Source organism: Pseudomonas pisciculturae, from assembly GCF_015461805.1.
Classification (GTDB): Bacteria; Pseudomonadota; Gammaproteobacteria; order Pseudomonadales; family Pseudomonadaceae; genus Aquipseudomonas; species Aquipseudomonas pisciculturae.
This window is the reverse complement of record NZ_JACVZE010000006.1, coordinates 123,352-135,124: the sequence shown is the minus strand read 5'-3', so window position 1 is coordinate 135,124 and position 11,773 is coordinate 123,352. Positions and strand designations below refer to the sequence as shown.

13 protein-coding genes are annotated in these 11,773 nt (G+C 60.6%); 10 read left to right on the top strand and 3 right to left on the bottom strand.

The window, feature by feature from the left end:
• Positions 1-4 precede the first annotated feature (4 nt).
• From ICY20_RS17690 to ICY20_RS17665, 6 genes are all read left to right on the top strand, one after another.
• The gene (locus ICY20_RS17690) at positions 5-1,327 is read left to right on the top strand and encodes a carbohydrate porin (RefSeq protein WP_194938143.1); all 1,323 of its coding nucleotides are present in this window, start codon (positions 5-7) and stop codon (positions 1,325-1,327) included.
• Between the two features lie 240 nt (positions 1,328-1,567).
• Positions 1,568-2,818, top strand: coding sequence for a ribonucleotide-diphosphate reductase subunit beta (locus tag ICY20_RS17685; protein ID WP_194938142.1), 1,251 nt, complete (start codon positions 1,568-1,570; stop codon positions 2,816-2,818).
• A 149-nt stretch (positions 2,819-2,967) separates the two neighbouring features.
• Positions 2,968-3,456: a DUF1289 domain-containing protein gene (locus tag ICY20_RS17680; RefSeq protein ID WP_194938141.1), complete on the top strand. Its 489-nt coding sequence runs from the start codon at positions 2,968-2,970 to the stop codon at positions 3,454-3,456.
• 162 nt (positions 3,457-3,618) lie between these two features.
• A complete protein-coding gene (locus ICY20_RS17675) occupies positions 3,619-4,533 on the top strand; it encodes a class I SAM-dependent methyltransferase (RefSeq protein ID WP_194938140.1) in 915 nt (304 codons plus the stop codon).
• A 149-nt stretch (positions 4,534-4,682) separates the two neighbouring features.
• The gene (pcsA, locus tag ICY20_RS17670) at positions 4,683-5,399 is read left to right on the top strand and encodes a phosphatidylcholine synthase (protein WP_159959217.1); all 717 of its coding nucleotides are present in this window, start codon (positions 4,683-4,685) and stop codon (positions 5,397-5,399) included.
• Between the two features lie 171 nt (positions 5,400-5,570).
• The gene (locus ICY20_RS17665; RefSeq protein ID WP_159959215.1) at positions 5,571-6,350 is read left to right on the top strand and encodes a TSUP family transporter; all 780 of its coding nucleotides are present in this window, start codon (positions 5,571-5,573) and stop codon (positions 6,348-6,350) included.
• Here ICY20_RS17665 and nudC read toward each other — a convergent pair.
• Positions 6,318-7,151, bottom strand: coding sequence for an NAD(+) diphosphatase (gene nudC / locus ICY20_RS17660; protein ID WP_159959213.1), 834 nt, complete (start codon positions 7,149-7,151; stop codon positions 6,318-6,320). The genes ICY20_RS17665 and nudC overlap by 33 nt on opposite strands.
• A gap of 5 nt (positions 7,152-7,156) precedes the next feature.
• Positions 7,157-7,969, bottom strand: a complete 813-nt coding sequence (locus ICY20_RS17655) for a crotonase/enoyl-CoA hydratase family protein (protein ID WP_159959211.1) — start codon at positions 7,967-7,969, stop codon at positions 7,157-7,159.
• Between the two features lie 174 nt (positions 7,970-8,143).
• Between ICY20_RS17655 and ICY20_RS17650 the strand changes: the two genes are divergently transcribed.
• From ICY20_RS17650 to ICY20_RS17640, 3 genes are all read left to right on the top strand, one after another.
• Complete coding sequence (locus tag ICY20_RS17650; protein ID WP_159959209.1) at positions 8,144-8,698, top strand: UPF0149 family protein; 555 nt, start codon at positions 8,144-8,146, stop codon at positions 8,696-8,698.
• A 91-nt stretch (positions 8,699-8,789) separates the two neighbouring features.
• Positions 8,790-10,046: a 3-phosphoshikimate 1-carboxyvinyltransferase gene (aroA, locus tag ICY20_RS17645; RefSeq protein WP_159959207.1), complete on the top strand. Its 1,257-nt coding sequence runs from the start codon at positions 8,790-8,792 to the stop codon at positions 10,044-10,046.
• 47 nt (positions 10,047-10,093) lie between these two features.
• The gene (locus ICY20_RS17640; RefSeq protein WP_159959205.1) at positions 10,094-10,483 is read left to right on the top strand and encodes a hypothetical protein; all 390 of its coding nucleotides are present in this window, start codon (positions 10,094-10,096) and stop codon (positions 10,481-10,483) included.
• A 1-nt stretch (position 10,484) separates the two neighbouring features.
• Here the strand turns inward: ICY20_RS17640 and ICY20_RS17635 are convergent, their stop codons facing one another.
• Entirely contained in the window at positions 10,485-11,084 is a 600-nt protein-coding gene (locus ICY20_RS17635; RefSeq protein ID WP_194938139.1) for an NAD(P)H-dependent oxidoreductase, read from the bottom strand.
• Between the two features lie 69 nt (positions 11,085-11,153).
• Between ICY20_RS17635 and ICY20_RS17630 the strand changes: the two genes are divergently transcribed.
• Positions 11,154-11,759, top strand: coding sequence for a TetR/AcrR family transcriptional regulator (locus ICY20_RS17630; RefSeq protein WP_159959201.1), 606 nt, complete (start codon positions 11,154-11,156; stop codon positions 11,757-11,759).
• The last annotated feature ends 14 nt before the right edge of the window (positions 11,760-11,773 follow it).

Below are 11,773 nucleotides of genomic sequence, written 5' to 3'. Positions count from 1 at the left end.
TCCCATGCGCACCACCCTCCCCCTGGCCCTGCTCTGCAGCGCCATGTCCACCTGTGCCTACAGCGCAGGTTTCCTCGACCCCAACTCCCCCGCCATGCTCGGCGACTGGAACGGCCTACGCCCGCAACTGGCCGAGCAGGGCTACGACTTCACCCTCAAATACGTCGGCGAAGTCGGCGCAAACCTCGGCGGTGGCTACGACTCCCACACCACCGCACGCTGGAGCGACCAACTGATCCTGGGCGTGACCATGGACCTGCAAAAACTGCTCGGCTGGCAAGACGCGACCTTTCGCATCGGCATCGGCGAGCGCCATGGCAAAGACATCACCAACGACCGCGTGCATCAGCCCAATGCCACCGGCCTGACCTCCACCATGGAAGTCTTCGGCGGCGGCAATGCCTGGCGGCTGTCGCAGTTCTGGTACGAGCAAAAGTTCTTCGACAAAAAATTCGCCCTCAAACTCGGCCGCTTCGGCCATGGCGAAGACTTCGACCAGTTCCCCTGCGAATTCCAGAACGTGACCCTGTGCGGCTCCCAGGAAGGCAACTGGAACGGCGTGTGGAACAGCTTCCCCATCAGCCAGTGGGCGGTTCGCGCCAAGTATCAGTTCACCGATGAGTTCGCGATGCAGGTCGGCGCCTACGACAAGAACCCCGGCAACGCCGAAGCCAGCAATGGCTTCAAGCCGTTTATCAGCGGCTCCCAGGGCACCAGTTTTCCCATTGAAGCGATCTGGAAAGGTCAAATTGACGGCCTGAACGCCGAGTACCACGCCGGTTACTACTACGCCAACGCCGACACCAAGGACATGCTCAAGGACGCCGACGGCAACTTCGCCGCCAGCTCGCAAAAGCCCTACCGAATGTATTCCAGCAACAGCGGCTGGTGGTTGTCTGGCCAGCAGCAACTGACCACCGTGAACGGCAACAACAAGCGCGGGCTCAACGTATTCGCCAACCTCACGGTGAATGACCCGGACAAGAGCGTGATCAAGAACCTGATCCAGGTCGGGCTGATCTACCGAGGCCCATTCGACGCACGCCCCGACGATACCTTCGGCCTTGGCGCGTCCAAACTCCAGGTCAGCGACCGCTACACTCGCAATACCCAAATGCTCAATGCCTCAAACGGCGTCACGTCCATCGACGACCCGCTATACGTGCCCGAGCAACGCCGCGAATACAGCTACGAGATCAACTACGGCGTGCAGGCCACGAAATGGCTGATGGTTCGCCCCAACCTGCAATACGTGAAATACCCCGGCGGCCTTACGCAAACCAACGGTGCCGTGGTGGGCGGCGTGCAGTTTATCGCCGATTTCTAGCCTTGGGTTCTGACACAGTTCAAGACTGGCAGCGACCGAAGACCGCACATCTTGTGCGTTGACCAGTCTTGTTACACACCATATAGTGTGCCCACAAACAGAACAGACCACTACATAGTGTGCAGCATCGGTATTTACCGACCACACTATGGGCAGTATTTCAATGCCTTGAAGCCTGCAAATTGCCTATTTATGGACGGGTTCACACACCGTCAGAACAGACCAGGAAGGAGTATTTCGATGCTGAGTTGGGATGAAGTCGACAACGAAGACACCGGTGCAGCGGTGATCAAGGGCGCCAACGCCGGCCATGCAAGCGAAGCCAATATGGATCGCCTTGACGGTGCCGGCGCTGCCGCCGCGTTGGAAGCGCGCAACGTGACCGCCAACGACTCGGCCGCGATCATCCGCGCCAAGGCCGCCCTCGACAAACTCGACATCGCCGAAGGCCTCGCCGAGCTCGAAGGCTCCGCCGCCCGCGTCGCCGTTGACGAAAAGCGCATGATCAACTGCCGCGCCGACCTCAACCAACTCGTGCCGTTCAAGTACGATTGGGCTTGGCAAAAGTACCTCGACGGCTGCGCCAACCACTGGATGCCGCAAGAGGTCAACATGACCGCCGACATCGCCCTGTGGCGCAACCCTGAAGGCCTGACCGACGACGAACGCCGCATCGTCATGCGCAACCTGGGCTTCTTCTCCACCGCCGACTCCCTGGTTGCCAACAACCTGGTACTGGCCGTGTACCGCCTGATCACCAACCCGGAGTGCCGCCAGTACATCCTGCGCCAGGCCTTCGAAGAAGCGATCCACACACACGCTTACCAGTACTGCATCGAATCGCTGGCCATGGATGAAGGCGAGATCTTCAACATGTACCACGAGATTCCATCGGTCGCTAAAAAGGCCGCTTGGGGTTTGAAGTACACCCGTTCGATCTCCGACCCGAAGTTCGAAACCGGCACCGTCGAAACCGACAAAGAGCTGCTGCGCAACCTGGTCGCGTACTACTGCGTATTGGAAGGCATCTTCTTCTATTGCGGCTTCACCCAGATCCTGTCCATGGGCCGTCGCAACAAAATGACCGGCGTGGCTGAGCAGTTCCAGTACATCCTGCGCGATGAGTCGATGCACCTGAACTTCGGTATCGACGTGATCAACCAGATCAAAATCGAAAACCCACACCTGTGGGATGCCGAGATGAAAGAAGAAGCGACCCAGATGATTCTGCAAGGGACTCAGCTGGAGATCGAATACGCGCGCGATACCATGCCGCGCGGTGTGCTGGGCATGAACGCAGCGATGATGGAGGACTACCTCAAGTTCATCGCGAATCGTCGTTTGTCGCAGATTGGTTTGAAGGAAGAGTATCCAGGGACGACGAATCCGTTTCCTTGGATGAGCGAGATCATGGACTTGAAGAAAGAGAAGAATTTCTTCGAAACCCGTGTGATCGAGTACCAGACGGGTGGTGCGCTTAGCTGGGACTGATCAACGACACAAATCCAGTGTGGGAGCGGGCTTGCTCGCGAAGGCGGTGGAACAGTGCCTGATGTACTAGCTGACACACCGCATTCGCGAGCAAGCCCGCTCCCACATTGGCTTTGCGGTGCTTTCTAGATTTTGCAAACAAGCCTCTTATGCCCAACCAAACCATCAAAACCCCCTGCGTCGGCCTGTGCTCCACCGTCTATGGCGACCTGGTCTGCCGGGGCTGCAAGCGTTATCACCACGAAGTCATCCAGTGGAATGGCTACAACGCCGAAGAAAAACACGCGGTGTGGCTGCGCCTGGAGCAACTACTGGTGCAAGTGATGGCCAGCAAGCTGGAAGTGTTTGATGCACACCTGCTGCGCCAGCAACTGGAAAACCGCAAGATCCGCTTTATGCCGCACCAATCGCCGTATTGCTGGGCGTACCAGTTGATCGCCCGGGGTGCGCGGGTGATTTCCAAGCTGGATGCCTATGGGTTGGCGCTGCTGCCGGAGTTTCGCGAACGCCACCTGGCCGACCTGCGCGACGCGATTGACCGGGAGTTTTTCCTGCTGTCGGAGGCGCATTACGAGCGCTATATCGCACCCGGATTCCTGAAGGAAGCCTTTGGCCCAGCGCTGATTGCCACACTTTAAAAACCACCACAAATCCTATGTGGGAGGGGGCTTGCCCCCGATGGCAGTGTGTCAGCCAAGTATTCAGTGGCTGCTGCACCGCTATCGGGGGCAAGCCCCCTCCCACATTTTGAAGGCAAATTGTGTTTAAAATGCCGCCCGCTCAATGACCGACGTTTATCGATGACCCCAGACGCACTCGCCACCCTGCACGCCCACCTGCTCACTGCCCTTGCCACCCCTCCCAGCGAAACCCGCCGCCTGTTTCACGGCCGTGGCCGCTGCTGGCCGGGCCTTGAGCAACTGACGGTGGACTGGCTGCAAGGCGCACTGCTGGTGTCGTTGTTCAAGGAGCCGGAGCCCGCACAGCTGCAAGCCCTGAAGCAACTGCTGCAATCGCAGTTCAGCGCTTACACCGTCGCCCTGCAACACCGCTATCTGCCGCAAAGCACCACGCAGTGGCTGTCGGGCAACCCCGTCGACGAGCTGACGATCACCGAAGGCGGCCTGCGCTACCTGATCGACCTGGGTAAAAAGCAGAACAGCGGGCTGTTCCTCGATATGCGTTACGGCCGCAACTGGGTGCGTGAGCAGGCCGAGGGCCAGCGTGTGCTCAATCTGTTCGCCTACACCTGCGGTTTTTCCGTGGCGGCCATCGAAGGCGGCGCCGACCATGTGGTGAACCTGGACATGGCCCGTGGCGCCTTGAGCCGTGGCCGCGACAACCATCGCCTGAACGGTCATGACTTGAGCAAAGTGAGCTTTCTAGGCCACGACTTGTTCAAGTCCTGGGCCAAAGTCACCAACAGCGGCCCCTATGACCTGGTGATCATCGACCCGCCGTCGTTCCAGAAAGGCAGTTTTTTGCTGACCAAAGACTACCAACGCGTGCTGCGCCGCCTGCCGGATTTGCTCACGGCGCAGGGCACCGTTCTGGCCTGCATGAACGACCCGGCTTTCGGCGAAGACTTCCTGATCGACGGCGTCACCCGCGAAGCGCCGGGCCTGCGCTTTGTAGAACGCCTGGCAAACCCGCCGGAATTTCCTGATATTGATGCGCAAAGTGGCTTGAAAGCCCTGGTGTTCCGCCAAGGCTGATGCCGAAACGTCTTACGCTTGCTACGCTAAGTGATACGCCGGGGCGGTGAACCTTCTTGCCCCCTTCCCGGTCGATACCTGCATTCCCCGGCCAGACTCGACGGCGTCACGTTGTCGGCTGCCCCGTTTCACCTTTTGGAGAACCGCCCGTGATATCGACCCTGCATGTAGCCAGACTCAAAGCCTGGGGCGCCCACGGCTTCACCGCCACTGGTGTGGTGCTGGCCTTCCTGGCCACCCTGGCGCTGCTGGAAAACTCGCCCAAGGCCTGCCTGCTGTGGCTGGGGCTGGCGCTGGTGGTGGATGGCGTCGACGGCTCGCTGGCGCGTCGGGTCAATGTCAGCACGGTGTTGCCCAGCTTTGACGGCTCGGTGCTGGACTTGGTCATCGACTACCTCACCTACGTGTTTATCCCGGCGCTGTTTATCTATCGTTATATCGACCTGCCGGACTTTACCCACCTGTTTACCGTGTCGGTGATCCTGGTGTCGTCGCTGTTCTGCTTCTGCAACGTGAACATGAAGAGCAAGGACAACTACTTCGTCGGCTTCCCTGCCGCCTGGAACGTAGTGGCCTTGTGCGTGTACATCATCCAGCCAGAGGCATGGGTCACGTTGCTGACCGTGATCGGCCTGGCGCTGCTGACCGTGACGCCGATGAAGTTTTTGCACCCGTTCCGGGTCAAGCGCTTTATGCCGATCAATATCGCGGTGACCACCATTTGGCTGCTGTGCAGCTTCTTGATGGTGGTGGATTACCCGAATACCAACCCGTGGACGTTTGGGTTGTGGTCGGTGATGTCGGCGTATTTCCTCGGCATCTGTATCTGGCGTACCGCTTTGGAGTGGTTGGGCAGCCACAAATAACCCAGTGAACACAATTCAAATGTGGGAGGGGGCTTGCTCCCGATAGCGGTGGGTCAGCTATAGATAAGTTGACTGACACACTGCAATCGGGAGCAAGCCCCCTCCCACATTTGGATCTGGGTACATCAGGCAGTAATATGGCGACCGCCCTGCCAACCATAAGCCCTGCCCATGCCCTTCGAACTCAGCGTTGACCTCACCACCCTCGCCATCCTGGCGTTTGTCGCCTTTATCGCCGGCTTTATCGACGCCATCGCCGGCGGCGGCGGGCTGCTCACTACCCCCGCCCTGCTCACTGCCGGCATGCCGCCCCACCTGGTGCTAGGCACCAACAAACTGAGCTCCACCTTCGGCTCGGCCACCGCCAGCTTTACCTTCTACCGCCGCAAGCTGTTCCATCCGCGCCAGTGGGTGCACGCCATCGTCGGTACGCTGATCGGCGCGCTTACAGGTGCGGTGGTCGCCCACTACCTGCCCGCCGAAACCCTGAACAAAATGCTCCCGGTGATCGTATTTGGCTGCGGCGTGTACCTGTTGTTTGGCGGCACGCCCAAGGCGCCGCTCGACGCCGATGCGCCGATCAAGAAAAAATGGCAGTCCACCCAGGGCTTTGGCCTGGGCTTCTACGATGGCGTGGCGGGCCCCGGCACCGGCGCGTTCTGGACCGTGAGCACGATGCTGATGTACCCCGTCGACTTGGTACGGGCCAGCGGCGTGGCGCGTAGCATGAACTTCGTCAGCAATGCGGCGGCGCTGTCGGTGTTTATCTTCAACGGCACGGTGGACTGGGTCGTCGGCCTGACCATGGGCATTTGCGTGATGTTCGGCGCGTTTTTTGGCGCACGCAGCGCAATAAGCGGCGGCGCCAAATTCATTCGCCCGGTGTTTATCACCGTAGTGCTGGGCCTGACCGTGCGCCTAGCCTGGCAGCACTGGTTCAGCGTGGCCTAAGCGACGGGCCAAATAGAGGTCGATCAGGTAGCGTGCAATCGAACGTGACGCCGGCAACGGCGGCAGGTTGTGCACGTTGAACCATTGCGCATCTTCGATCTCGTCGGCCTGGGGCACGATATCGCCGCCGGCGTACTCGGCATGGAAGCCCAGCATCATCGAATGGGGGAACGGCCAGCACTGGCTGCCCATGTACTGGATGTTTTTCACCTCTACCTGCACTTCTTCGCGCACTTCACGGATCAAGCAGTCTTCGGCCGACTCACCCGGTTCTGCAAACCCCGCCAACGTGCTGTAGACCCCTGTCACAAAACGCGGCGAACGGGCCAACAGGATCTCGTCGCCACGGGTCACCAGCACGATCATGCTCGGCGAAATGCGTGGGTAGCTGCGCAGGTCGCACGCCTGGCAGAACATCGCCCGCTCCCGTGGCACCTGAACCATAGCCTGGCCGCAACTGCCGCAAAACCGGTGCTCCCGCGCCCAGGTACCGATCTGTGCGGCGTAACCCAGCACTTTGTACAGGGTGTGATCGCCTTGCAGCATAAAGGCCCGCAGGCCCTGCCAGCTGCAACCCGGCACTTCGGCCGCGGCGTTCAGCTCCAATAGGTACACCGGCTCGCCGTCGAGATGGCCGATGCCGTGTTCGGCAAATACCGACAGGTCCTGGCGTTTGAGCCACTCCCGGGGGAACAGCGGGCCATTGCTGTCATGCAAAAAGCCGTCGCGACTGCGGGCGACGGCCCAGCCGCCGGGGGTTTCGTTGTCCAAAAGCGTTGTGGTAATCCAGCCTGGGGTCATGTCGGTCAATCCACGAATTCGGGTTTCTGCTTGCTCATATGGGCCGCGATGGCCACGCGCAGGTCGTTGGATTGCAACATAGCCGAGTTCCAGGTGGCAACGTATTCCAGACCATCCTTGACTGTGTGGTCACGCATGTAGCTGATCATGGCCTTGGTACCAGTGACTGCAATCGGCGACTTCGCTGCGATTTCATGGGCGATCTCCAGTACCCCGGCCAGCAGGCTCTCTTGATCGGCATACACCCGGTTGACCAGGCCAATGCTGCGCGCTTCTTCGGCGCCGAACTGACGGCCGGTGTAGGCCAGTTCACGCAGCATGCCGTCGCCGATGATGCGCGGCAGGCGTTGCAGGGTGCCAACGTCGGCAGCCATGCCAATGTCGATTTCCTTGATGGAGAACTGCGCGCCTTCAGCGGCGTAACGCATGTCGCAGGCGCTGATCAGGTCGATGGCGCCGCCAATGCAATAGCCCTGGACCGCTGCCAACACAGGTTTGCGGCAGTTGTCGACGGCGTTGAACGAGGCTTGCAGCTCCAGGATCTTGCGGCGCAGCAGGCGCGCATTGCGGCCGACGTCCTTGCCAAAGTCGTTGGCCACCGACGCCAGCATCATCAGGTCAATGCCGGAGGAGAAATGCTTGCCGGCGCCACTGAGCACCACGGCGCGTACGGCGTCGGTGTCTTCGACCCACTGGAAAATATCGATGATCTCGGTCCAGAACGCGGCGTTCATCGCGTTGATCTTTTCCGGGCGGTTGATCTGCACATGGGCAACGTTGCCGGTGAGTTCGACGACGAAAGCTTGGTATTCGGACATGGCAGTGATCCCTGACTGGCGAGTGATAAGGCCCGAACTATATCAAGGGTGCGCCACGGCGCATCGGCCAAAAACGGGACTGGCAAAAGACGCTGGATAAAACCCCGCACACACGCCATCCTTCGCGCTTTAAGCCGCCCCATTCGCGGCGCTCGACGTTTAAAGGATATGCCCATGCACACCCAACCCCTCTCCCCAGCCGAATTCGAATTTATCGAAGACACCCTGCAAAAGTACGGCGACGACCATTCGGTGCTGAACCTGGCCGAACTCGACGGTTACTTCACGGCGCTGGTGTCCAGCCCGGTGCAGGTGGATGTGGCCGAGTGGTTCCCGGCGATTTGGGGCGGGCAGAATCCGGAATGGGAGAACATGGACGAGGCGCAAAGCTTCCTGGAGCTGTGCGTACGCCACATCAATACCCTGGCGGGGCAACTGGCCACAGATGCCAACGCCTTCAAGGCACGCTTCGATGAAACCGACCACCAGGGCCAAACCGTGACCCTCGCCGAAGAATGGTGCTTTGGCTATATCCGTGGCGCAGCCATCGGCAACTGGCCGCAACTGCCAGCCGCGCAGGCCGGCGAGCTGGAGAAAATCTCCTGGTGCGCCGAGCAGGACAACTTCGAACTGCCGGCCGACCTGGATGTACAGGCCCACCAGCAGCGCGTCAGCCAGATCGAGCCTGCGGCACGCGCCCTGCATGATTACTGGCTGAGCCTGCGCTAAGCCTCGACAAGCACCGCTGGTTTGGCCGATTATTCGGGTCCGCCCGTCGGCCACTCCGTACCACCTTGCCTTGAATCAGGAGCCTTGTACCTTGAGTTCGCAGAAAACCGTGACCGTTACACCGCCCAACTTCCCCCTCAACGGCAAGGTCGCGCCCCCCGGCTCCAAATCCATTACCAACCGCGCCCTGTTGCTGGCGGCCCTGGCCAAGGGCACCAGCCGCCTGAGCGGTGCGCTCAAGAGCGATGACACCCGCCATATGTCGGTGGCCTTGCGCCAGATGGGCGTGACCATCGACGAGCCGGACGACACCACGTTTGTCGTCACCAGCCTTGGCAAGCTGCAATTGCCCGCGCAGCCGTTGTTCCTCGGCAATGCCGGCACCGCGATGCGCTTCCTTACCGCGGCCGTTGCCACCGTTGAAGGCACCGTGGTGCTGGACGGCGACGACTACATGCAAAAACGCCCGATCGGCCCGTTGCTGGCCACACTCGGCCAGAACGGCATCAGGGTCGACAGCCCTACCGGCTGCCCACCGGTCACCGTGCACGGCGTGGGTAAAGTCCAGGCCAAGCGCTTTGAGATCGACGGCGGCTTGTCGAGCCAGTACGTCTCGGCCCTGCTGATGCTCGCGGCCTGCGGCGAAGCGCCGATTGAGGTGGCGTTGACCGGCAAGGACATCGGCGCCCGTGGTTACGTGGACCTGACCCTGGACTGCATGCGCGCCTTCGGTGCCCAGGTCGAGGCAGTCAACGACACCACCTGGCGCGTGGCCCCCACTGGCTACACCGCCCATGACTACCTGATCGAACCCGACGCGTCCGCCGCCACCTACCTGTGGGCGGCCGAAGTATTGACCGGTGGTCGTATCGACATCGGCGTTGCCGCGCAAGACTTCACCCAGCCCGACGCCAAGGCCCAAGCCGTGATCGCGCAGTTCCCGAACATGCAGGCCACCGTGGTGGGCTCGCAGATGCAGGACGCGATTCCGACTCTGGCAGTGCTGGCAGCGTTCAACAACTCCCCGGTACGTTTCACTGAACTGGCCAACCTGCGGGTCAAAGAGTGCGACCGCGTGCAAGCCCTGCATGACGGCCTCAACGAGATTCGCCCAGGCCTGGCCACCATTGAAGGTGACGACCTGTTGGTGGCCAGCGACCCTGCCCTGGCCGGCACAGCCTGTAATGCGCTGATCGACACCCATGCCGACCACCGCATCGCCATGTGCTTTGCGCTGGCGGGTTTGAAAGTGTCGGGCATCCGCATTCAAGACCCGGACTGCGTAGCCAAGACCTATCCTGAGTACTGGAAGGCCCTGGGCAGTCTTGGGGTTCAACTGAGCTACTGAGCTACTAGCTCCTGAGGAAGCAGCGTCGGAATGGGGAGGCCAAGCACATGACTATTCGCCAACCCTGCCCACCCGGCGCCTGTGTCTGTGACCGCGAGCAACTGCTGGAAACCCCGGGTACCGACCAGCGCATCCTGAAGCTCACGCGCCAGGAAGAAAAAAAGCTGATCGACCGTCTCGAAGACCTCAAGAGCCTGCAAGACCTGGAGCGTATGCAACAGCTGATGTACCAGCAATTGGGCATCCGCGTGCATATCGCGCCTGGGCATACCGAGGTCAAGAGCATGCGCGGTATCCAGATCGTGATCGATGAACTGCCGGGCATGTGCCGCAAGACTCGGCAGTCAATCCCGACCGCGATTCGACGGGGCCTGGAGAAACGCCCGGAAATTGCCTACCGCCTGCTGGATGCCCACGACCTGTTTCGCGAAGGCTGAATCAGCTGGCTACGGTTTCAGCCTGAAACAGCGCCTGGCCGATCTTATTCGCTTTCTGCAAATGCGCCTGTGCTGCGCCACTTTCCGCGTCCAGCAACAATTCGGACGTCACTACCTGCGCCCCGCAGTAATCAAAAATCCCATAGTCGATTTGCGTGCGCATGGCCTTGGCATAACCGTGACGATCAAACGCGCCATCATCGGCGGCACCCAACGCCAACAGATGCACCTGCAAATGCCGCAGTTTTTTCACCACCGGCGTATCGGGGCCGTAATCGATGGCCCAGCCGTTGATGAATACGCGGTCGACCCAGCCCTTGAGCAACGCTGGCATGGACCACCAATAGATTGGAAATGCCACTACCAGGGCGTCGGCACGGTCGATACGGGCTTGTTCGGCCAGCACGTCGGCAGGTGGCGTAGCTCGTGCGCGGTGTACCCGATGATCGGCGGCGGTGTAGCGTGGGTCGAACCCTTCGGCGGCGAGGTCGGCGATTTCAAACGTATGGCCTGACGCGGCCAGGCCTGCGGCCACTTGTGCGGCGATGCCGTGGGTAAGGGATTGTGGGTCGTGATGAGCAACAACGATCAAAGCGTGCATGACATTGACTCCCTTTCGGTTTAGGCTGGGCTTAAGTTACCTTTGGTAAGTTACTTTTGGTATATAAGCATGTCAAGCAGTGAGTCCATCGCACCACGTCGTCGCCTGTCCCGTGAAGACCGCCTGCGGCAATTGTTGGATGTGGCCTGGAGCCTGGTCCGCGATGAAGGCACCGAGGCCCTGACCTTAGGCCGCCTGGCAGAGTTGGCTGGCGTGACCAAGCCGGTGGTCTACGACCATTTCGTCACCCGCGCCGGGTTGTTGGCCGCACTGTATGAAGATTTTGACGGGCGTCAGAACCAGGTATTTGCCGACGCCATCGACGCTAGCGATGCCACGCTGGAGGACCGGGCGTGGGTGATTGCGTCATCCTATGTGGACTGCGTGTTACTGCAGGGTCGGGAAATCCCGGGAGTGATTGCGGCGTTGAGCAGCTCGCCGGAGCTGGAAAGCCTCAAGCGGCGGTACGAGGCGATCTTCCTCGACAAATGCCGTGAGGCGCTGTCGCCGTTTGGCCGCGTATCCCAGGCCGGATTACGCGCGATGCTGGGGGCTGCGGAGGCCTTGTCCCATGCGGCGGCGAGTGGCGAGATCAGTCGTGAAGAAGCCCAGCAGGAACTGTTGGCGACGATCATGGCGATGGTCAACCGCAGCCGTACAGTGCTACCCGAGTAGGCCACTGCTTATCT